We start from the raw sequence: 19715 nt of genomic DNA on the forward strand, positions 1-19715 counted from the left end.
TTCCTTCTACTACTGGCGGGCTGTCGTAGAGTATAGCCAAGCACTCTGGGTGGTGCAGGCCTCAGCGGCACGAAAACTGATTGCAGCGTCGGCGGTGCTAGTTCGCCCAGTCCCGCTCTGCGTTGAACTGCCGGGAAAGGTATTCCATCTGGTCCGCCAGGATGCGCTCCTTGGCCAGGAAGTGCCACTCAAATGAATTGGGTCTGAATGGCACCGCCAGCAGTGGCATGTCGGCTTCTTCTGGTGTCATGTTGTCTTTCTGCCAGTTGCAGCGACGACAGGCGGCGACCACGTTTTCCCAGCGATCCAGGCCGCCCCGCGAAGTGGGCATTACGTGGTCGCGGGTGAGCTCGCCACGGGTATGTTGCTGACCACAGTACAGGCAGCGATAGTCGTCCCGGCGGAACAGGGTGCGATTACACAGGGGGGGGCTGAAGCTGCGGAGTACTCTGCCCTGCAGGGCAATAATGGGTTGCAGGTCGATTCTGGAGCGCAGACCGGTGAGCCGCTGAATGCCACCAAATACCGGGGGGAGGGGATCCCCGATGCCCCAAATAACATCGCCTCTGGCATAGGCAGAAACTGCCTCTTGTGCGCTGATCCAGCCTCTCGGCTGACCCGCTACGTCCAGTCGCAGGATCGATTGCATGAGCTCTCACTCGCAGACCTGCTATCAAGCTACTGCAAAAGCATGAAGATAACAATCGCGAATTTTGCGGTGTGCTTGCTCAGTTGAGCGAGGAGGGCGGCTTTGATCGCAGACGCCCGGATGCGTCACGGGCCAGCCCGTAGTCGAGTTCGAAGACTTCCACCGGCAGGGGTTTATCGAACACATAGCCCTGCAATACATCGCAGCCGAGATCCGACAGCTGTCTGGCAATGTCCATGGTCTCTACACCTTCGGCAACCACGCGCATGGAGAAGTTGTGGGCGAGGCCAATAACGGCTTTCACAATAGCCAGGTCTTTTTCCGACTCAACCATCATGCTGACAAAGCTCTTGTCGATCTTGATTTCGTCAACGGGCAGGTCGCGAAAGTAGGATAGTGATGAGAAGCCTGTACCGAAATCGTCGAGGGAAATTTTTACCCCGAGTTTCCGCAGCCGGCCCAGTTGCTGCAGCATCACCTGGGGCTCGTCAATCATGACTCGCTCGGTCACCTCAATGGTGAGTCTTCCCGGAGTGACGCCGTAAATATCCAGCGCATCGTGGACTACGGAGAGAATCTGGTCATTGAGCAGCAGGTTGGGTGCGACATTAACAGCGATGCTGAGCTCTTCCGGCCAGCGCGCGAGGCGCGCCACCGCTGACTTGATGGCAAACCAGGTAATGTGGGTGATCACCTCGTGGCGCTCGGCGATCTGGATGAACTTGTTCGGGCCGATGAGTTTGTCACTGGTGTGCCAGCGCAGCAGAGCCTCGGCACCCATGAGAGAGTGATACTTGGCGTGTACCTTGGGCTGGTAGTGAAGCTGTAGTTCACCGATTTCCAGAGCGTTCTCCAGCTTGCGGACCAGTTTGCGCTCCGCATCCGGATCCATTTCCTGCTGGGGTTGGTAGAGGTCGTAGGGGCGCGAACTGCTGCGCGCCTGACGCAGCGCCACCCCCGCCTCGTGCATGGCGCTCTTGCGATTAATGTCCACGCCCGTTACCTGGGTGAAACCGGCGGTAAACTCGAGTCTGACCGGGCGGCCGAACTGGTAGTGGGGTTCCTGGAAGATGCGTTGCAGTTTGGCCGTGGCGAGCTCGAGTTCGCCGCGGCTGCCCACGCCTTTGAGCTCCACGTAGTAGCGGCCGTCCTCGAGTTGATTGCACTCATCCTTGGCCCGGACCCAGCCTTGCAGGCGCTTGCGGAATACCTCCTTGAGTTCCTGGAATGAGGCGTGACCGTGTCGGTCGCGCAGGGTATCGGCATCTGCGAGTTCGACCAAACCAATCATGTTGCCGCGCCGGGGCATTAGATGAAGTACTCCTCACTGTCGACGCCGTAGCTGCCGGGCAACAGTTCGCGGGCAATCCAGCGTTCGTTGCTGCTGTCCTGCATGCTCAGATCGACGATACAGGGGTCGCGCTCCTGTTGCTGCTCGTCGAGCACAATAATGATCTCTGGTTTTAGGCGACGGGTTTCGTTCTGGCGGGTGACAATCCCCACCTCGCCGGAATTCAGCTCTACCAGCGTGCCCGTGGGGAACAGACCAATGGCCTGGATGAACTGTTCTACCAGCGATTCCTGGAACAGCGTGCCCTTGCCATCCATGAGTTCCTGGATGGCTTCGTGGGAGGTGCGTGCCGGTGCATAGGGTCGCGGTGTAATCATGGCGTCATAGGCATCTACAAGACCGGCGATACGCGCCAGCACCGGGATGGACGTGCCATCCATGCCTCTGGGATAGCCTGATCCATCGGCGCGCTCATGGTGATTCTCGATAATCGCCAGCACTTCGATATTGACGTTTTTATTCTGGGCGACAAGCTCTGCCCCCATCTTGGGGTGGGCGCGAATAATGCGCAGCTGCTGGTCAGTGAGGGCCTGGGGCTGGCTGAGTAAATCGCCCGGCAATTGGGTCATGCCCACATCGCACATGGCACAGCCCAGGGCCAGGGTCTCCAACTCGTCCTGGTGCAGGCCGATCTGACGGCCGAGAATGGCGGCCCAGACAGCCATGGAAATGCCATGGTGATAGCGATAGTCGTCGCTCTCGCGCAGTCGCAGCAGCGCCGCTACCGCTTCCTTGTTATTGAAGACGCTTTCGATGAGCGGCGTAATCGATTCCTGCACTGCCTCAAAGTCGCCGTTGCGACCACTGCGCAGTGAATCGTAAACCTTGTCGAGGGTATTGGCGGCGTTGTCGAAGCAGATTCTCGCGTGGGCAATGTCTTCTTTTATTTCCAGGCGCTTTTTGCCCTGGTCGGCGGTGGGCTCCAGGGTGAGGTTCAGGAACACCGGGCGGCCCTTGTACTCGGCGTCGACATACACGTGATCGACGTATTTGGAAACGTAAAGGACCTCGGAGGTGTTCTGGATGACAAAGCCCTGCAGTGAAAACGGTGTCTCCAGCCACGGCCGATCCAGCTCGGCGACAAACATCCCCGGCTGTAGGCTCATTGCTGGCATCTTCACTAGACGCATTGTCGCACTCCGTGCGTTTTTATAAGGCAATTCAGGCTATTGGCCGAATTCCTGCAAGTCGATTAAAAATCGGACAAATTAGCAATTAGTAGTCAATTGAGTAGCGATTCTGTGAGCCAGTTCTCGTTTTCATTACATCGCCTCCCAGAACTGGCTGGTCAGGGTGTTGTCGCCGTGGAGGATACGACCGGTAAATTGGCTTCCCGCTTCTACTTCGCCGACGCCTGCCGGGGTGCCGGTCATGACAATGTCGCCATCTTCGAGCGTCATGAAAGAGCGCAGTTGAGAAAGAATGGTTGCCGGTGGATACATCATCAATCCACAGTGACCGGTCTGGCGCAGTGAGCCGTTGATATCCAGTTCGAGTGCCAGGTCATCGACCTCGCCCGGGAGTGGAACGAATTCACTGAACAGTGCGGCGCCATCGAATGCCTTGGCCCTTTCCCAGGGCAGGCCGGCCTGTTTCAGGGTGCCCTGGAGGCGCCGTTTGGTGAGATCCAGGCCAAAGCCTGCAGCACTGAAACTGCCGTTTTCTACCAGAAGTGCAATCTCGCCCTCATAGTGGAGTGGCTCGCCGTCGCGAACGCTGTGCAGCGTGTTGCCGATGGCGGAATTGGGTTTAAGGAACACCACCATGTCATCGGGAATCTCGTTGCCGAGTTCCTCAATGTGGGCCACGTAGTTGCGGCCGATGCAGACGATCTTGGAGGGCGTTATCTGGCGCCCCTGGCAGGAAACAGAATTCACGAGCGAAAATACCCCAATCAGTGGTCATAGAAATTATAACCTCCGGGGGACTAAAGTCGCCTCACAACTGGCCGATAATGCTGGATACGCGGCGTTGCAGGGCGCATAATACGGGCCTGCTCCGGCCGTTCTGCCAGCACCGGCAGGCCAATCCATGGACAGCGACAATGAATAACCGCAGTACCGACACAGATGGACGTTCTTTTTTCCGCTCCGAGCGCATGATTCTCGAGGGCGATAAATGGTATTTCCATACTCGCGAAGGCACCATTGAGGGGCCCTTTGCGTGCAAGCATGATGCGCTGATCCAGCTCGACATGTATATCCGCGTGCAGCAGCAAAAGTACCTTTCCCGGGAATACGACCAGCTCAAGGTCAGCTAATCCCCGTATTGCTCGCCTGTGCCACGCTGATAGCACAATACACATGACAGGTGAGCCCAATGGATTTCTCTTCAGTCGATTGGATTGCTGTCGTCGTGGCGGCGGTATCTGGAACGGCCCTGTCTTTGGCAAGCGTTGGCAGGCCCTTGTGGGCCTGTCGGACGAAGACATTCAAAATTCCGGGCATCCGGCGGTGATTATGGGCAGTGCCTTTGTGTTTACGCTGGTGCAGGCCGCCGCGCTGGCAGCGTTTATGCCCGCTGACGGTGGTGTAGTCGGAGGTGTCGCGAGCGGCGCGTTTATCGGGGTGTTCTTTGTGGCCTCGGCTTTCGGTATCAACTACCTGTTTTCACGCAACCCGCGCGGACTCTAGGGTATAGGCGCCGGCTACAATGTGGCCCAGTTTGCCCTGATGGGCGCGATTCTTGGCGCCTTTGGATAAACATTCCTGCGCACCAGACAAGCGGAGTTGATTAACGCATAATCGCCCCATGTCTTATGAACTCTTTGCGGGCCTGGCGATGTTTTCCTTTGTCAGTTCTATTACGCCTGGGCCGAATAACCTTATGTTAATGGCTTCCGGGGCGAACTTCGGTCTCGCGCGTACGCTGCCGCATATGGCGGGCGTGGCCCTGGGTTTCACGGGTATGGTGGTGTTGGTGGGTCTGGGTCTGCTGGGACTGTTTGACGCCTATCCCGTCAGCTACGATGTGCTCAAGGTCTGCAGTATTGCCTATCTCCTGTACCTCGCCTGGAAGATCGCCACCGCCAGCTCGAATCCGGCCGGTGAGGAGAGTGAGGAGAGCACCGGAACGCCCATGACGTTTGTTCAGGCGGTGTTGTTTCAATGGGTTAACCCCAAGGCGTGGACGATGGCGCTGACAGCCTTGAGCGTTTACGCCCCCGACCAGAGCCTGCTGGCGGTGCTGCTGGTTGCTGCGGTGTTCGGAGCGATTAACCTGCCCTGTATCTCTGTGTGGACCCTGGCCGGGCTGCAATTGCAGCGTGTGCTGACCAGCCGCCGGCGCCTGGTGGCATTTAACGTCTCCATGGCCCTGCTGCTGGTTGTCTCGCTGTATCCGGTATTTCTCTAGGGGTTCAGCGCGCGGTGCCGCTGGACGTAACCTGGTGCGGGCCGCGGTAGTCCAGCGTATCTGGCGAGAGCAGTTTGCGGTCGAGAAACTCGAAGATATCGCGGGTCAACACGTTGCGTCCCACTGGGGTCATCGAGAGAAACGGTTGCCAGTGGTTGTAGGGATAGACAATGCGTTCGGGTTCGCCGGTCGCAGTGAACAAGGCGGCGCGTGAGGCCGCGGGAATGCAGTCGTCGCGGCTGCTCTCAATGATGAGCGTGCCCTCCGGGCGATATCGCCCTCGCCAGCGAGCGGGATCGCCGGCGGCCAGTGCCTCGCTGAAGAAGGCGCGATACTGCTCCTGATCCCAGCCCAGGGTGTCCTGCACACTCTCTCGCATATACTCAACCACGAGGTTGCACTCGGCCATCATATCCCCGGGACGGGCCCCTCCCAGTACGTACACAGCAGTACTTACCCGGGAGTCGTTGCCTGCCACATTGGCCCCTACCAGGGCACTCATACTGAAGCCGATAATGCCGATGCGGTTGGTGTCGATTTCGGGACGAGATGCCGCCCAGTCGATCAGCCGACGAACGTCGATGGCCACCGCCCGAAAACGCCCCGCACCAGCATCGACCTCGCGGCGGAACTCTGCCTCGTCCTGGATATCGGCGATGTGGAACCAGTCGAACAGGGCGCCGTCTCCCTGCATCCACAGGATATTGGCCTGCCCTTTACTGTGCACTGCATAGCCGTTTGAGACCACGGTGGCGGGAAAGGTGTGGGTGGCCCAGATGGGCAGCACGATGAGCAGAGGTTTTTTGCCGCTGTTGGCAGAGCGATAGTAGCGCGCGTCAACCATGTTGTCCGGCTGTCCGTTTAACTCGCTGGAGGGAAAGCGCAGGCCGCTTACGTGGTACCCGGGGAGTTGCTGGAAGGGAAGGGCGTAGGTTTCAGGTTGCGGCGTGTCTGCCTGGTATTCGTAGTAGCCTGTTTCGAGCGAGACCTTCACCGGGGTTGGGCTGGTAGACGGTTGATAGGGCTGATGTTCGTGCGTGGTACAGGCACTCAGGAGTGCTCCTAGCAACAATGTCCCAAGGCGCAGGTACTGGCCAGGTTTTGGTTGGAAACAGGCGATCAACGGGTCGTCTCTGGGATCTTGGGCATCTGGCTGAACAGGTCTTGGCGTCAATCTAACAGATTGTCGTTGCCATCATCCAACGGTTGCGGTGGTTTGTGCGACGAGTCGCAGCTGGTGCAACGGCTGGCGGAGGCCAGTACCTGTTGCTCAAGCGTATTGATCGGATCGTGGTTCATGGTGGTCTCCTCAAAGTCCACTTCTGCAGTATAGCCAGCTCAGAATTAAGCTATAATTGAATATTCTAAAGTGATACTCAATAAGGTGCGCCATGAATCCGCAACAGGCGACGACCTTGCTCAGTCAGATGCTTGGCCTGATCGAGGAGGAGCGCAGCCAACACGGTGAGAGCGGTGTATTGCGCGTCAACGACTACATCTGCGCTGAACGGCTGGAGCGTGAGCTCGCGGTCTTGTTCCGGCAATATCCCCTGCTGATTGCCCACGTGAGTCAATTGCGAGATCCAGGTGATTTCGTGACGGCACAGGTAGGTACTATGCCGCTGCTGCTCAACCGAGATCGTCACGGCGGGCTCAATGCATTTATCAACGCCTGCCGGCATCGTGGCGCGCGCCTGACCACGGCCTCTTGTGGCAGCGCCCGTGCGTTCAAGTGTCCCTTTATGTGCCGAATCAGGTCGCTTTTCCCGACCTGGCGTTGGAGGCGCATTCGCTGGTCAAGCTGCCGTTGGTTGAGCGAGCGGGGTTTGTCTGGGTGCAACCGGGGGGTGGGGAGATCAATTGGGACGCGGGCCTGAGCGAAGTAGCCGCGGACCTGGATTTCTTCGGCATGTCCGAACATGTGGTACGAACCGGTGACCGTCGCCGGGCCAACTGCAATTGGAAGCTGGTCGTGGATGCGTTTAGCGAGGGCTACCACCTGAAGAGCCTGCACAAGGATTCTGTGGAACCTTTTTTTCTCGAACACGGCACCGTGTTCGCCAAACTCGGGCGCCATTCGCGCTCAGTGGGTGCGCGCAAGGCCATCCTCGAAGCCCGCGCACTGCCGCAATCACAGTGGAATCTGCGCGCCTGGACTACGCCGTTTTACACTCTGTTCCCCAATAGCGTGCTGGTGTTTCACCCCGACTGGGTATCGAGGGTTACGGTTTATCCCGACGGTACCGACCACTGTGAGGTCCACCACGATATGTTGATCCCCGGCGATGCCGACCCGGAGGCAGGATACTGGGACACGAGCTTCAGGCTTATCAATGAGCAGGTGTTCGCCGAAGAAGATATTGCGGCCTGCGAGAGTATTCAGCGCACGGCGCGTTCTGGTGCGGACAGCGAGTGGCCGATTGGTGGCCTTGAGACACCGGTATTGTGGTTTCACCAACACATCCGCGAGGCGCTGCAAGAGGCTGGTTAATCCCGCCTCGTTCGATACACTGACGGGAAAAATAATCACAATAACAGGACCGTGTATGTACGACATCGCCAGTACCGTTTCCCGGGTGGCCAACGAGACCTATACCCACAGTCGACGGATTATGCCCGAGCAGCCCTGGTGGGATAATCTCGAGAGTAGTTTTCACAAGTTTCCCGACGACTTCGAACTGGATTTGCGCACCGAGTTAACTGTGGACGCCACCGCCTTTGGTGACCTGCTGCTGCGTACTGCCGGTGCCAGTATGTTGAGCGGCCTGGCGGTGCCCCGCAGTTTTCAGCCCATGCAGTTAAAGCGTGATGCCGGCCAGCGCCCTTACTATCAGCGCAAGGCCGATCAGGCTGACCCCGACGCTTTCTTCAAGCGACCCAACTCCTCGCGCGTCAGCATGGAGCGATCCAGTGCCGGCTTGTGGCGCTTCCGACCCCGTGACGGCCGCTGTGAACTGCTCAGTTTTGAGAGCCCCTTTCGCGCTGTTAATCCGAAAATGCGCGACCGCTATGCCCGCCAGAAGCGCAATGCGCGAGCACAGGCCCAGTACTGGCGCCACGATGATGGCCCGCGCCCGACGATTGCGGTTATTCACGGATTCATGGCTGACCCCTACTGGCTCAACCGGATGTTTTTTGCCCTGCCGTGGTTTTACAACCAGGGATACGACATTCTCCTGTATACCCTGCCACACCATGGCGCTCGGGCCGAACGCCTATCACCGTTCAGCGGTCACGGGTTTTTCTCTCATGGCACGGCGCATATCAGCGAATCGTTTGCACATGCGGTGCATGACTTCCGGATTTTTATGGACTGGCTCGAGTCTGAGGGCGTGAGCAAGATTGGGGTGACAGGGATTAGCCTGGGCGGCTATACCTCGGCGTTACTCGCCTCGGTAGAGGATCGGCTGGAGTTTGCGATTCCCAATGTGCCGGTGGTCAGTCTCGCCGATCTGGTCATGGAATGGTTCCCCGTCAATTTGCCCATTAAGGCGGCGCTCAAAGCCACCGGCACCAGCATTAGCGAAATCCGCCATGAGCTGGCGGTACATTCGGCGCTGACCTATCGACCGAAATTACCGCGCGAGCGGCTCATGGTTATTGCCGGTGCCGGCGACCGGCTGGCCCCACCCAAGCATGCGCGCCTATTGTGGGATCACTGGGACCGGCCGCGTATTCACTGGTTTCCTGGCAATCACCTGGTGCATCTGGATAAGGGCAAGTACCTCAAGCAGATGGCCGGCTTCATGAGTGAAATCGGCTTCGATCAGATGTAGCGGAGCGCGACCTCGCGCGTCGCGAGCCGCGCTGGATACTAGCCGCGGGGCGTGAGTGCCAGCTGGCGCGAAAGCGCGACGAGGCGGCCGCTCTCGTCCCAGATTTCGCCGTCTTCCTCCAGCACGCCTCCGGTGATGAAACGCGTGGAAAACCGACAGCGCAGCCAACCGGGTTCCGGTATGCCGCGTATTTGCGTTGTCATTTCGACGGTGGGTACCCAGCCAATCGGCAATTCGGTATTGAATATCGTCGGTGGGAATGCGTCGGCAAACAGCATAAGCGCAAAGGCATCGACGGGTTCGTCATCCGGAAAGCGGATCCAGCCGCGGGTTTGCGGCTGGCCCGTGGGGCGACCTTCAAAGGCCGCGGCATCTTCTGGATGCATGCGCACATCGAGTTTGCCCATCAGCGGCGGCGGAAAGCCCCTCTCGCTGGGTTCAAGTTTGAAGCATTCGTCCGGCGGCGGCATGGCGGGTGGCTCTGCGTCGACCAGAACCGTGCCGTCGACGTTCTCGACTTCGCCAAAGCAGCCCAACAATTCCAGAATGGGTTTTTCCGGCCCCATCACAGTGCCGCGCAGGGTGGTAAACGTGCGGCCGGTCTTGACGACCTGGGTGCTGATATTGACCGGCCCCGGCCGCCCCGGAGACAGGTAGTGGGCGGTGACGGAAACCGGGTGGGGTCTGCTGGCGGCCGACATGGCCCGGGCGGCGAGCGCTATCAGGTAGCCGCCGTTGGCATTGCCGCCGATATCCCAGCCAGGATGGATTTCTGCATTAAACGCGCCGTTGTCGGGCGTCACTGCTGTGGCCTGGGCAAAACTCATGGGCAAACCTCTTGATACCATCTATCGTTCTATTTTGGAACTAATGCTTTCCAGCGTCAAGACGCCGTTCTGCTGCGTCGGTAGCGATACAGCGACAGGGCCGCACTGGCGCCCAATACAATAGCGCAGCCCAGCAACTTGCGCGGCGTGAGTTCCTCATCCAGAAACACCGCACTGCCGACAACCGCACCGGGCAGATAGAGAAAGTAAATCATGCTGGAGTAAATGGCGGGCAGCTCGGTGCTGCTCTTCACCCACAGGCCGTGAGAGAGCACCGTGCAGAGCAGTCCCAACGCGAGTAACTGCTGGATATCGGTGGGCTGCAAATCCCAGTTGGCTCGGCCCAGCAGTGGCAGGAAGATAATCAGCGCGAAGAAAAACTGGCCGAAAGTACGCTCCAGGGTGCCGATCCCCTCAGCGCGTTGGTGCAGCAGCGGCATGGCAGCATACAGCAGCGCCGAGAACAGTCCCACGGCAATGCCCAGGGTAACCTGATTCTGGAATGACAGTTCGGGAGACACGAGAATGCAACCGCTGAAGCAGATCGCGATGGCCAGCCATTCGACGGGACTGACCGACTCCCTGTTGAACACGTACGCCAGAATTAAATACTGCACGCTATAGGTGAGCACGGTCAGTGTGGCGATGGCGGCAGTGGCGAGCTTGATGCTGAGAAAATAGGTCAGCCAGTGCAGCCCGAACGTACAACCGATGATGGTCAGCTGCAGCCACTGGCGACGGGTAAATCGGAACACCTCGCCGCGGATCAGTACCAGTGGGACAAACGCGAGTACTGCGATGCCCAGGCGCACAATTCCAATGGTCACGGCATTCGCGTCGGTGGACTTTACCAGCACCGGCACGGCCGACATGGTCAGCACGGCAATAACGCCGAGAATAATCAGCCTGGAGCGATCCATGGCTAGCGAGTGTAGGCCTGGATAAGTTCGGCGTGCTGCGGGAACACCTCGAGCAGCGCTGCGCGCTCACCCAGCGTCATGTCTTCGTACTCGAAGCCGGGTGCCACCGCTTCGCTGATCAGGCCGTAATCGCCCCCGGGCAAGTGCGATGCCTTCCACACGCCACCGCGGACAGTGAGCTGCAGTTGCTGGCCTGCTGCGAGATCCGGTCCGAGTACTGCGGTTTCGAGGCGACCGTCGGGATGAATCATGTAGTAGTGCAACGGCGCCCCGAGATGATAGTAGTGCACAATGTCGGAGCGATTGAGATGCCAATGCCCTACCGGGGATTCGGCCGTGAGCAAATAATAAATCGAGGTCATCGTGAAGCGCGGGCCGATGCCGGCATCTATCCTGGGGCGGTGATCGGCCTGAAACGTCCGCTTGAAGTAACCACCCTCGACGTGGCCCTGCAGGCCAAGCTGGGCAATAACAGTATCGCGATCGGGGTAATTCACGTTGGGCATCTCCTGGGCCAATGAACTGGTGGTGAAGGCGGCGCAGCATAGCGCAATCAGCCTCATTGCGGGGCGCCCTGTGCCGATAATGCTGCGCGAATATCATTCGCGGCCCGGTTGACGTCCTTGCTTAGAATCGCTTCGTCCAGCGTGAGCACCTGGCGATCCTGCATCAGCACCTTGCCGGCAACAAGGGTGGTGACCACGTCGCTGGCGTCCAGGGTGTACACCAGATGGGAGCGAATGTCGTACAGTGGCTGGCGCTCCAGTCCGGTGTAGTCGACCTGAATCATGTCTGCCTGATAGCCTGACTTGAGCTGGCCAATGTGGTCGCCCATGCGAATTGCCGCGGCCCCGGTGCGTGTCGCCATGGCGAGCGCCGTGGTGGCTGGCAGGGCGGTGGGGTCGCCGCTGCTGGCCTTGTGTAACAGGGCAGCCATGCGCACCTCTTCCCACATGTCGAGATCGTTATTAGAGGCTGCACCGTCCGTGCCCAGGCCCACATTGACACCTGCGCTGAGCATCGCGGGTACCGGCGATATGCCCGCGCCCAGTTTCATATTGCTGGTGGGGTTGTGAATCGCGCCCACCCCTGCCTTGGCGGTGATGGCGATGTCCTGCTTATTCAGCTGCACCATGTGTGCGGCGATCAATTTGCGTTGGAACATGCCAAGTCCCGCGACATGTTGTACCGGCGTAGTCTTGAAATGTTCTGCAATATAAGCCGTTTCCGCCGGCGCCTCAGCCAGGTGCATGGAAATCAGCGCATCGCTGTCTGCTGCCGCCTCAACTGTGGCCTTGAGGTGCGCCGCTGAGACGGTGTAGGGGGCGTGTGGTGCAAACGCCGGTGTTACCCGGGGGTGTTTGCCGGACCAGCGCGCGACGAAGTCCTTGGCTGCGGCGAAGGAGTCATCCCAGCCACTGAAGCCCGGGCTGGGATAGTCAATATGCGGCGCTGCCACAATCGCTCGCACCCCGCACTCATCGACTACCCGGGCGATTTCGTCCGGGTAAAAGTACATATCGACAAAGGTGGTAGTGCCGCCACGAATCATTTCCCAGCAGGCCAGCTGGGTGCCAGTGCGTACAAACGCCGGGGTGACAAATCGACCTTCCATGGGAAACACATAGTGGTTCAGCCAGGTCATGAGATCGAGGTCGTCGACCATGCCCCGAAACAGGGTCATGGCGGTATGGGTGTGGCCATTGATCAGACCTGGCATCAGGACCTTGCCTGCGCCGCTTAAAGTCCGGGACGCGACAAACTGGCTGTCGATATCACCGCGCTTCCCGACGGCGATGATCCGGTCACCATTAATGACCACGGCACCGTCCTCTATCAGGTCTTGCTCCGGCGTCATAGTCAGCACATAGTCGCCGTAGACAATGAGGTCGGGCTGCCGAGCGCTGAGGGCAGCAGGTGCGCCAAGACAGAGCGCAAGGACAATTAATCTGGACAAAAATGCGCGCACAGGGCGTTCTCCGGAACGAGTCAGCGAGGAGTGAGCATAGCACCGCGATGACGGGCGCGGTAATTCCGGTACTTTTTCCGCAGATTGGGAATGAGCTGTGGTCTGTGCAAAGAATAGGCGTAAAGTTTGCATTGAGCACACGACGACAGCCGCTGGAGCGGTGTCGCTGACAAAAGAAGCTATCCAAGCACAGTAGGGAGAATTCCATGACTCGCACCAATGCCCCCAGAATGGCTATTGCGGCCGCCGTTACCGCTGTGATCGGCACCAGCGCGCCCGCCATGGCGCAACTTGAAGAAGTGGTGGTTACCGCGCAGAAGCGCGAGCAGGGTATTCTCGATGTACCGCTCTCGATTGCCACTTTATCCGGGGAGCGCTTTACCTCCATGTTTGAAGGTGGTGCAGACATTCGTGCCCTGTCCGCTCGAGTGCCGGGCCTGTACGCCGAATCGTCCAACGGCCGTGTCGCCCCGCGCTTCTACATTCGCGGACTGGGCAACATCGATTTCGATCTCGCGGCCTCCCAGCCAGTGTCCATCATCATGGATGAAGTGGTTAAGGAGAACGTGGTTCTGAAAAGCTTTCCGCTGTTTGATATCGAGCGCGTTGAAGTGCTGCGCGGTCCCCAGGGCTCGCTGTTCGGTCGCAACACGACCGCCGGTATCGTCAAATTTGATTCCTATAAGCCCACTCAGGAGTTTGAAGGCCGGTTGAAGGTCGACGCGGGTTCGCTGGGTACCATTAATGTGGAAGGTGCCGTCGGCGGCGGCCTGACGGACAACCTGACTGGCCGGGTGGCGGTGCTGGTACAGAACCGCGATGACTACATCAACAACGACTACACGGGTGAAAGCGATGCCCTGGGTGGCTTCGAAGAAAACGCCGCCAAGGCTTTCCTGCAGTGGGATGCCACTGACTCACTCACTTTCCTGTTGGGCGCGCACTACCGCGACCTCGATGGCACCTCGGCCATTTTCCGGGCCAACGTGTTTGACCCGGGCAGCAATAGTCTCAACGAGAACTACGATCGCGAAACCGTCTACTTCGATGAGGGTGACAACAACCCCCAGGAATATGAGAGCACCGGTTACAACCTGAAGATCGACTGGGATATCGGCGGCATGACGCTGACCTCTATCACTGCCTATGACGAGGCTGATGGCTATTCACTGGGCGATATAGACGGTGGCTTTGGTGCAGTATTCCTGCCGGAGATGGGGCCGGGCTTTATTCCGTTCCCCTCCCAGACCGCAGACTCTGCGGATACGGATCAGCTGACCCAGGAATTCCGTCTTGCCAGTGAGTATGGCGATCGCTTCAACTGGCAGGTGGGTGCCTTCTACTTCGACTCGGAACTCGAAGTGGAAACCAACCCGTTCTTTATCCCCGCGACCACTGTTAAGCACGAGAACACGACCTGGGCGGTATTTGGCCAGGGTGACTATGCCTTTACCGATGCCTGGACCCTGACCGCGGGCCTGCGCTGGACGGACGACGAGAAAGATTTCACCGCGCCGGGTTATTCCGAGAATGTATCTGACGACCAGATCAGCGGAGATCTCGCGCTGTCATACGCGGCAGACGAGCGCTCGCTGTTCTGGGCCAAGGTCGGCACCGGTTTCCGTGCCCCCACGATTCAGGGCCGCGATGTGGCCTTTGGTGGCGCTCCTTCGGTCGCCGATTCCGAGACCATCACCTCCTTTGAGTTCGGTTACAAGTCTCAGTTCTTCGACGACACCATGCGCTTCAACGCGGCGTTGTTCTACTACGAAGTAGAAGATATTCAGTTCACCGCTGTGGGCGGTACCAGCAACAACATCCAGCTGATTAATGCCGACACAGGTACCGGTATGGGCCTGGAAATGGATGTGGAGTGGTTGCTGACCGACAACTTCGTGATGACCTTCGGTGTGGGCTATGCAGACACTGAAATCGAGGACAACGGGCTGCGTGTCGGCGCCTGTGGCAGCGGCCGCTGCACCGTGACCAACCCTGTGGATGAGAACGGCTTTGTGCTCATTGATGGCAACCCGTTCCCCAATGCACCGGAAACCACGTTTAACGTGACCGCGAGCTACAGCTACCCCATCAGCGACGCTTCCGAGCTGTTTGTGTTTACCGACTGGTCCTACCAGGGCGACACCAATATCTTCCTGTACGACGCCAAGGAATTCCAGACCGATGGCCAGTATGAAGGCGGCTTCCGGGCTGGTTGGCGCCGTGTCGATCGCGGCCTGGAAGTGGCCGTATTCGGTCGCAATATCACCGATGAAGAGAATGTCATGGGTGCCATCGACTTCAACAATCTGACCGGTTTCACCAATGAACCCCAGGTATTCGGTGTATCGGTCTCCTCTGAGTTTTAAGTTATGAATATGATACTTCCCAAAGCCCTGCTGCTATCCGCAGCCGGGCTCTTCGCCGGCTGTACCGTGAGTGTCGATGTGGATACTCAGCAGCCTGTGCCCGTAAAGGTGGTGGTGGTCACCATGTTTGAAAGCGGTGAGGACAGCGGCGACAAGGCCGGTGAATTTCAGCGCTGGAACGAGCGGATCCCGCTGGACAAGGTGTATCCCGCTCCGCACATGCACCACGATATTCACTTCAACGAAGACTCTGGCGTCATGGGCATTGTCACAGGCATGGGTACAGCGAATGCCGCGGCCAGTGTTATGGCGCTGGGTATGGACGAGCGCTTTGATCTCAGTAAGGCCTACTGGCTGGTCGCAGGCATTTCCGGATTTGATCCGGCGGATGCCTCGTTGGGGTCTGTGGCCTGGGCGAGGTTCCTCGTTGATGGTGACCTCGCGCATGAGATCGATGCCCGTGAAAAACCCGATGACTGGGAGCATGGTTACTTCCCGCTGTTCAGTCAGGGCCCCGGAGACCCGGAGCGCCTCAGTTATAGCCTGGGTGAGATGTTTGAGCTGAATAACAGTCTGGTGCAGTGGGCGTATGAGTTCACCGTGGACATGGATTTGCCCGACCACCCAACGCTGGAAGCCACGCGCAAACTGTATGTCAATCACCCGGTGGGCCAGCGTAGACCGTTTGTATTGAAGGGCGATCAGCTGGCCGCCATGACCTTCTGGCACGGTGAGGTACTTAATGACTGGGCCAATGAGTGGGTGGATTACTGGACTGAAGGTGAGGGTAATTTTGTCAGCTCCGCGATGGAGGATACCGGCACTTATCAGTCGCTGACTTATCTTCACAATGCGGGCAAGGTCGATAAGAATCGGGTTATGGTATTGCGCACAGCGTCTAACTACACCATGCAGCCCCCCGGAAAAACGGCCGCCCAGAACCTGCTGGAAGAGCAGCACGACAGCTATGCGGGCCTGGACGCAGCGCTTGAAAATGCCTACCTGGTGGGCAATGCCGTGGTTCAGGAGCTGGTCAAGAACTGGTACAAGTATGAGGACACTATCCCCAGTCCCTGAGCTGGTAGTCAGCACAAAAAAGGGCGGCTATGGGCCGCCCTTTTTGGTAGTGTCGGTCGCGATTGCGCTTAAAAGTTGTAGCGCAGGTCTACGCCCTAAGTGCGCGGCATATTGGCGATCTGGGAGATAGTACCGAGGAATTCGCTGGCGGAAGAGTACAGGAATTCATCGTCAGTCAGCTTTATGCCCCAGACAGCGGCCTGCCAGTCACCGCTTTGCGATTCCAGGCCCAGGCGTGCGTTAATAGACCGTAGTAAGGCAGAGAGCCTAAGGACACGGTGCTGCCGTCGAACAGGAAGTGCTCGGTGACGTTGTCTTCCTTGACGGACACGTCGTCGGTGTAGGTGCAGTCGACGTTGGCATGCGTGGGCTCAGGCCGCGGCGGTCTTGGCCTCGCTGGGCGGCTGGTCGGTGCTGCGCTCGAGCACTATGGGGTCGCTGGCCCCGCTAGCGCAGCGTTGGAATTCTGTGCGGTAGCCATGGGTGTCGGCCTTATCATCGAAGGTCTCGGGCTGTGGGTGCATGCCCGGCATATGTTTGCCGCTGACCACGAGGGGGGCGTCTCGCACTATGTACAGCGCACCATGTTCGGTTACACCTGGATGGCGCGCAACGCGCTGCTCGGGCTCGCCGCGGTTGGCCTTGTGAGCGCACCGCTGTGGCTGGACATGGCAGCAGCGCTGCCGGTGCTGGTCGCGATGGCGCTGATGGCCATTCTGGTTGCGCTGGTTGGGCGTGCGCTGTTTTACATTCTTGTGATACCGACCACCATGCCTGGCGCTTTCTTCTGGAAGAACAAGGCGTTTGAGGATCATGCCCGGGACATCGGCCTGGCTGATATGCCGCAGGTGGGCGTTGCACCCCACGCCCACTAGTGACGCGCGCAGCCCTGTCGCGATGATGGGGCTGGCTCATAGTTAGGCAACACAGTCGCTCGGCTTGTGCTATTTTCATGGCATAGATCAATTGGGCGCAGGGATGTCAGAAACAGAAACCGAGTTTGGTGGCAGCAGTATCCGCGATTCGCTGCTGGTGTTCGCCTCTATTGTCATCATCCTCGCCGGGGCTCGTCACGCAGCCCATTTGCTGGAGCCCTTTCTGCTGGCGATCTTTCTGGCGGTGATTTGTGCAGCGCCACTGAGAGCACTACAAAAGCGTGGCATTCCCCGTGGCCTGGCGGCTATTCTGGTGGGCATTGGTGCATTTGCCATACTGCTGGCCGTTTTCTCCCTGATTGGTTCTACTGCCGAGGATTTTTCCAAGGCAATGCCGGGTTATGAAAAGCAATTCACGGAACTGGTCAATCTCTGGGGTGCCAGGCTCGAAGGATGGGGACTCAATGTGAGTCGTGAAGGTGTGCAGCGGGCGCTCGACCCGGCCGCCGCAATGACCTATTTCGGCAGTTTTCTCGGCGGCCTCGGCGACGTGCTGGGCAACTTTGTGTTGATACTGTTCACGGTCATTTTTATTCTCGCCGACGCTGTCAATCTGCCCGCGAAGATGCAGGCCATGTCTCGCGGCGGTGACAAGGACTATATTCAGCCCGCCACCGAGTTGCTGTTGTCGATGAACAACTATATGCGTACTAAGGCTCTGGTCAGTGCGGTCACCGGCACAGTCGTCTGGGCCGGCCTGGTGTTGTTGGAGGCGCCTTTTGCGGCCTTCTGGGGGTTTCTGGCGTTCTTACTCAACTTTATTCCCAATGTCGGGTCGATTATCGCCGCCGTGCCTCCGGTGCTGTTGTCGCTGCTGGAGGGTAGTCTGTTGATCTCCGGTTCCATGATTGCGCTTTATGTGGCGGTGAATATGTTGGTCGGTAACGTCATCGAGCCGCGCTGGATGGGCCAGGCGGTCGGGCTGTCGACACTGGCCGTCTTTGTATCGTTGGTGTTCTGGGGGTATATGTTCGGTGCAGTGGGCATGTTGCTGTCTGTGCCTTTGACCATGGTGATTAAGTTTCTCGCCTTGCAACACCCTGGGAGTGCCTGGTTCGGCATACTTTTATCCAATTGGCCGGCCAGCCCGGTATCCGATCTACAAGAAGTGGAGTCGCCATGACCGAGCGGATTGATGAACTACTGGCACTGCAGCGCGAGTTGATTGAAATGGAAAACCAGCCGTCACCGCCGCCGAGGTCAGACCCCGCCCAGGAAGTTGAAGAAGATTTGCAGGCCTGGCTTGAAGACATGGATCCGGAGACGCTGATGCAGCGTGCGCGCGAAGAGTTTGGCGGCTGGCTGGAAGGCCTTGACCACGACCTTCGAGACACAAAACCTTCCACTATTTTGCTGCTACTGGGCCTTGGGGTGCTGGTGGGGCGTTTAAGTAAATGAGCGACAATAACGATGGCAGATAACATGTTTAAACTGCAACTACTGGCCCGGGCTGAGCTCGCTGTCAAAGATGTACAGGCGCGACGCCTGCTGGCGCGCTCCTCCTATCTTGGCTTTGCGTTGGTGCTATTCCTGCTCGCCCTGGGCATGCTCAACCTGGCGGGCTTTCTCGCCTTTGAAGAGGTGCTAAGCCCGGCGGGAGCTGCCCTGGCCATGGCCGCAATCAATGCGGTCGGTGTGGCACTGCTCATGCATTTAAGCAAACGGGCCGGGCCCTCGGAGCGCGAGGAAGCCTTGGCCCGTGAGATACGCGAGATGGCGTATCAGCAGGTGAATCATGATGTCGAGGAAGTGAAGGAAAAACTGGAGCATGTCGCCAGCGAGGTGACGCGGATGGGCGAAAATGTCCACCGCGCTACGGGCGCAGTGCGCTTCCTGCTTTCAGCGCTGGGCAAAAACGAGTAAGCGTCGGAGCCTACATCTCCGGTTCGGCGTTCGTTGGACAGTTCTTGTCAACAATTCTCAGGCTCGGATTGCGCGCCTGCATGGATCCGCCTGCCTGATGCAGGAAGCTGAGGCGTAACATATTGGTGCGCGGCGGCAGCTTGGCGACGATCCTGGCGGTGAACCAATCGTGTGTGCCCATGTGAGGATCGTGGGGCAGTTGGCTGCGCAATACGATCTTGTTGTTCTTTTTGGCCAACACGGCCAGACCTCCCCCCATTTTGAAGTTGTGCTTATGTTTGGATTCGGTCAGGTCGAGTTTAAGTTCTGCCGTAAACTCGATTTTTTTGCCGCCCAGTTTGTCAGTATCGGGTAACTGACTGAGCAGGAACCAGGGCTCTGAGCCCACCTGGGTAATGGTTAGCGTGCCGTTGTCTGCAGCATAGGTAAAGGCCTTGCTATTGGCGTGCGCTGAAGCAAACCACTTGCGATCGCGACGGGCGCCCGTCAGTTGATTGAACCCTGGATCTTCCAGCAAGTTGCCGCTTAGGTATTCGCAGCTCGACGCGGTATCTGACCCCGTTCCGCATCCGGCCAGCATAAGCGTGGCGATTGCCGCGTACATAGATCTCATGATCATGAAAGTATC

Annotated in this window: 25 protein-coding genes; 12 read left to right on the top strand and 13 right to left on the bottom strand. The window is 58.4% G+C overall.

What is annotated here, in order from left to right:
* Positions 1 to 97: 97 nt before the first annotated feature.
* The 4 genes from A3709_RS09100 to A3709_RS09115 form a co-directional block, all read right to left on the bottom strand.
* Positions 98 to 649: an HNH endonuclease gene (locus A3709_RS09100; protein WP_066053340.1), complete on the bottom strand. Its 552-nt coding sequence runs from the start codon at positions 647 to 649 to the stop codon at positions 98 to 100.
* A 79-nt stretch (positions 650 to 728) separates the two neighbouring features.
* Positions 729 to 1958, bottom strand: coding sequence for an EAL domain-containing protein (locus A3709_RS09105; protein ID WP_066053342.1), 1230 nt, complete (start codon positions 1956 to 1958; stop codon positions 729 to 731).
* Positions 1958 to 3130 carry an HD-GYP domain-containing protein gene (locus A3709_RS09110; RefSeq protein WP_082850006.1) on the bottom strand — a complete coding sequence of 391 codons (1173 nt, stop codon included), beginning with the start codon at positions 3128 to 3130 and terminating at the stop codon, positions 1958 to 1960. Before A3709_RS09110 ends, A3709_RS09105 begins: the two co-directional genes overlap by 1 nt.
* Positions 3131 to 3262: 132 nt before the next feature.
* Complete coding sequence (locus A3709_RS09115) at positions 3263 to 3877, bottom strand: fumarylacetoacetate hydrolase family protein (protein ID WP_066053348.1); 615 nt, start codon at positions 3875 to 3877, stop codon at positions 3263 to 3265.
* Between the two features lie 167 nt (positions 3878 to 4044).
* On the opposite strand from A3709_RS09115, the gene A3709_RS09120 reads away from it, so the two are divergent.
* The 3 genes from A3709_RS09120 (at position 4045) to A3709_RS09130 (ending at position 5354) form a co-directional block, all read left to right on the top strand.
* Positions 4045 to 4260 (top strand): DUF6316 family protein, encoded by a 216-nt coding sequence (locus tag A3709_RS09120; RefSeq protein ID WP_066053351.1) that lies wholly within the window; start codon positions 4045 to 4047, stop codon positions 4258 to 4260.
* 43 nt (positions 4261 to 4303) lie between these two features.
* A complete protein-coding gene (locus tag A3709_RS09125; protein WP_082850007.1) occupies positions 4304 to 4633 on the top strand; it encodes a DUF1761 domain-containing protein in 330 nt (109 codons plus the stop codon).
* Positions 4634 to 4751: 118 nt separating this feature from the next.
* Positions 4752 to 5354: a LysE family translocator gene (locus A3709_RS09130; protein WP_066053354.1), complete on the top strand. Its 603-nt coding sequence runs from the start codon at positions 4752 to 4754 to the stop codon at positions 5352 to 5354.
* A gap of 4 nt (positions 5355 to 5358) precedes the next feature.
* Here the strand turns inward: A3709_RS09130 and A3709_RS09135 are convergent, their stop codons facing one another.
* The 3 genes from A3709_RS09135 to A3709_RS24510 form a co-directional block, all read right to left on the bottom strand.
* A complete protein-coding gene (locus tag A3709_RS09135) occupies positions 5359 to 6423 on the bottom strand; it encodes a hypothetical protein (protein WP_156507635.1) in 1065 nt (354 codons plus the stop codon).
* Between the two features lie 101 nt (positions 6424 to 6524).
* Entirely contained in the window at positions 6525 to 6653 is a 129-nt protein-coding gene (locus A3709_RS24820; RefSeq protein WP_255359732.1) for a hypothetical protein, read from the bottom strand.
* Positions 6654 to 6730: 77 nt separating this feature from the next.
* Positions 6731 to 7000: a hypothetical protein gene (locus A3709_RS24510; protein WP_231871152.1), complete on the bottom strand. Its 270-nt coding sequence runs from the start codon at positions 6998 to 7000 to the stop codon at positions 6731 to 6733.
* Between A3709_RS24510 and A3709_RS24980 the strand changes: the two genes are divergently transcribed.
* From A3709_RS24980 to A3709_RS09150, 3 genes are read left to right on the top strand one after another with little or no spacing between them, the layout of a single operon-like run.
* A complete protein-coding gene (locus A3709_RS24980) occupies positions 6950 to 7231 on the top strand; it encodes a Rieske 2Fe-2S domain-containing protein (RefSeq protein WP_369795143.1) in 282 nt (93 codons plus the stop codon). The two genes, A3709_RS24510 and A3709_RS24980, sit on opposite strands and share 51 nt — an antisense overlap.
* 32 nt (positions 7232 to 7263) lie before the next feature.
* Entirely contained in the window at positions 7264 to 7845 is a 582-nt protein-coding gene (locus A3709_RS09145; protein ID WP_369795144.1) for an SRPBCC family protein, read from the top strand.
* Positions 7846 to 7900: 55 nt separating this feature from the next.
* A complete protein-coding gene (locus A3709_RS09150; RefSeq protein ID WP_082850010.1) occupies positions 7901 to 9130 on the top strand; it encodes a S9 family peptidase in 1230 nt (409 codons plus the stop codon).
* Between the two features lie 38 nt (positions 9131 to 9168).
* Here the strand turns inward: A3709_RS09150 and A3709_RS09155 are convergent, their stop codons facing one another.
* The 4 genes from A3709_RS09155 to A3709_RS09170 all read right to left on the bottom strand — a co-directional run bounded on the left by A3709_RS09155 (position 9169) and on the right by A3709_RS09170 (position 12846).
* Positions 9169 to 9957, bottom strand: coding sequence for a thioesterase family protein (locus A3709_RS09155; protein WP_066053366.1), 789 nt, complete (start codon positions 9955 to 9957; stop codon positions 9169 to 9171).
* A 56-nt stretch (positions 9958 to 10013) separates the two neighbouring features.
* The gene (locus tag A3709_RS09160; RefSeq protein WP_066053369.1) at positions 10014 to 10877 is read right to left on the bottom strand and encodes a DMT family transporter; all 864 of its coding nucleotides are present in this window, start codon (positions 10875 to 10877) and stop codon (positions 10014 to 10016) included.
* A gap of 2 nt (positions 10878 to 10879) precedes the next feature.
* A complete protein-coding gene (locus A3709_RS09165; RefSeq protein WP_231871155.1) occupies positions 10880 to 11374 on the bottom strand; it encodes a cupin domain-containing protein in 495 nt (164 codons plus the stop codon).
* Between the two features lie 62 nt (positions 11375 to 11436).
* The gene (locus A3709_RS09170) at positions 11437 to 12846 is read right to left on the bottom strand and encodes an amidohydrolase family protein (protein ID WP_197484135.1); all 1410 of its coding nucleotides are present in this window, start codon (positions 12844 to 12846) and stop codon (positions 11437 to 11439) included.
* 206 nt (positions 12847 to 13052) lie between these two features.
* On the opposite strand from A3709_RS09170, the gene A3709_RS09175 reads away from it, so the two are divergent.
* Positions 13053 to 15212, top strand: coding sequence for a TonB-dependent receptor (locus A3709_RS09175; RefSeq protein ID WP_066053372.1), 2160 nt, complete (start codon positions 13053 to 13055; stop codon positions 15210 to 15212).
* Between the two features lie 3 nt (positions 15213 to 15215).
* Positions 15216 to 16289: a purine nucleoside permease gene (locus A3709_RS09180; protein WP_197484136.1), complete on the top strand. Its 1074-nt coding sequence runs from the start codon at positions 15216 to 15218 to the stop codon at positions 16287 to 16289.
* A gap of 181 nt (positions 16290 to 16470) precedes the next feature.
* Here A3709_RS09180 and A3709_RS23125 read toward each other — a convergent pair whose 3' ends face one another.
* Positions 16471 to 16620: a hypothetical protein gene (locus A3709_RS23125; RefSeq protein WP_156507636.1), complete on the bottom strand. Its 150-nt coding sequence runs from the start codon at positions 16618 to 16620 to the stop codon at positions 16471 to 16473.
* Between the two features lie 13 nt (positions 16621 to 16633).
* Between A3709_RS23125 and A3709_RS23130 the strand changes: the two genes are divergently transcribed.
* The 4 genes from A3709_RS23130 to A3709_RS09200 all read left to right on the top strand — a co-directional run bounded on the left by A3709_RS23130 (position 16634) and on the right by A3709_RS09200 (position 19087).
* The gene (locus A3709_RS23130) at positions 16634 to 17164 is read left to right on the top strand and encodes a hypothetical protein (protein WP_156507637.1); all 531 of its coding nucleotides are present in this window, start codon (positions 16634 to 16636) and stop codon (positions 17162 to 17164) included.
* Between the two features lie 103 nt (positions 17165 to 17267).
* Positions 17268 to 18347, top strand: coding sequence for an AI-2E family transporter (locus tag A3709_RS09190; protein WP_066053378.1), 1080 nt, complete (start codon positions 17268 to 17270; stop codon positions 18345 to 18347).
* A complete protein-coding gene (locus A3709_RS09195; protein WP_066053381.1) occupies positions 18344 to 18622 on the top strand; it encodes a hypothetical protein in 279 nt (92 codons plus the stop codon). The genes A3709_RS09190 and A3709_RS09195 overlap by 4 nt, the downstream gene beginning before the upstream one ends.
* Positions 18623 to 18646: 24 nt before the next feature.
* Entirely contained in the window at positions 18647 to 19087 is a 441-nt protein-coding gene (locus tag A3709_RS09200; RefSeq protein ID WP_156507638.1) for a hypothetical protein, read from the top strand.
* A gap of 10 nt (positions 19088 to 19097) precedes the next feature.
* On the opposite strand, the gene A3709_RS09205 is transcribed toward A3709_RS09200, so the two are convergent.
* Positions 19098 to 19706: a hypothetical protein gene (locus tag A3709_RS09205; protein WP_156507639.1), complete on the bottom strand. Its 609-nt coding sequence runs from the start codon at positions 19704 to 19706 to the stop codon at positions 19098 to 19100.
* Positions 19707 to 19715: the final 9 nt, after the last annotated feature.

Source organism: Halioglobus sp. HI00S01 (assembly GCF_001635445.1).
GTDB lineage: Bacteria > Pseudomonadota > Gammaproteobacteria > Pseudomonadales > Halieaceae > Halioglobus > Halioglobus japonicus.

What these genes read in the sequence shown, in the direction of transcription:
- A3709_RS09100 (WP_066053340.1), bottom strand. Translation starts at nt 649, where the DNA reads ATGCAATCGATCCTGCGACTGGACGTAGCGGGTCAGCCGAGAGGCTGG.
- A3709_RS09105 (WP_066053342.1), bottom strand. Translation starts at nt 1,958, where the DNA reads ATGCCCCGGCGCGGCAACATGATTGGTTTGGTCGAACTCGCAGATGCC.
- A3709_RS09110 (WP_082850006.1), bottom strand. Translation starts at nt 3,130, where the DNA reads ATGCGTCTAGTGAAGATGCCAGCAATGAGCCTACAGCCGGGGATGTTT.
- A3709_RS09120 (WP_066053351.1), top strand. Translation starts at nt 4,045, where the DNA reads ATGAATAACCGCAGTACCGACACAGATGGACGTTCTTTTTTCCGCTCC.
- A3709_RS09125 (WP_082850007.1), top strand. Translation starts at nt 4,304, where the DNA reads ATGACAGGTGAGCCCAATGGATTTCTCTTCAGTCGATTGGATTGCTGT.
- A3709_RS09130 (WP_066053354.1), top strand. Translation starts at nt 4,752, where the DNA reads ATGTCTTATGAACTCTTTGCGGGCCTGGCGATGTTTTCCTTTGTCAGT.
- A3709_RS24820 (WP_255359732.1), bottom strand. Translation starts at nt 6,653, where the DNA reads ATGAACCACGATCCGATCAATACGCTTGAGCAACAGGTACTGGCCTCC.
- A3709_RS09145 (WP_369795144.1), top strand. Translation starts at nt 7,264, where the DNA reads ATGTCCGAACATGTGGTACGAACCGGTGACCGTCGCCGGGCCAACTGC.
- A3709_RS09150 (WP_082850010.1), top strand. Translation starts at nt 7,901, where the DNA reads ATGTACGACATCGCCAGTACCGTTTCCCGGGTGGCCAACGAGACCTAT.
- A3709_RS09155 (WP_066053366.1), bottom strand. Translation starts at nt 9,957, where the DNA reads ATGAGTTTTGCCCAGGCCACAGCAGTGACGCCCGACAACGGCGCGTTT.
- A3709_RS09160 (WP_066053369.1), bottom strand. Translation starts at nt 10,877, where the DNA reads ATGGATCGCTCCAGGCTGATTATTCTCGGCGTTATTGCCGTGCTGACC.
- A3709_RS09175 (WP_066053372.1), top strand. Translation starts at nt 13,053, where the DNA reads ATGACTCGCACCAATGCCCCCAGAATGGCTATTGCGGCCGCCGTTACC.
- A3709_RS09180 (WP_197484136.1), top strand. Translation starts at nt 15,216, where the DNA reads ATGAATATGATACTTCCCAAAGCCCTGCTGCTATCCGCAGCCGGGCTC.
- A3709_RS09190 (WP_066053378.1), top strand. Translation starts at nt 17,268, where the DNA reads ATGTCAGAAACAGAAACCGAGTTTGGTGGCAGCAGTATCCGCGATTCG.
- A3709_RS09195 (WP_066053381.1), top strand. Translation starts at nt 18,344, where the DNA reads ATGACCGAGCGGATTGATGAACTACTGGCACTGCAGCGCGAGTTGATT.
- A3709_RS09200 (WP_156507638.1), top strand. Translation starts at nt 18,647, where the DNA reads ATGTTTAAACTGCAACTACTGGCCCGGGCTGAGCTCGCTGTCAAAGAT.
- A3709_RS09205 (WP_156507639.1), bottom strand. Translation starts at nt 19,706, where the DNA reads ATGATCATGAGATCTATGTACGCGGCAATCGCCACGCTTATGCTGGCC.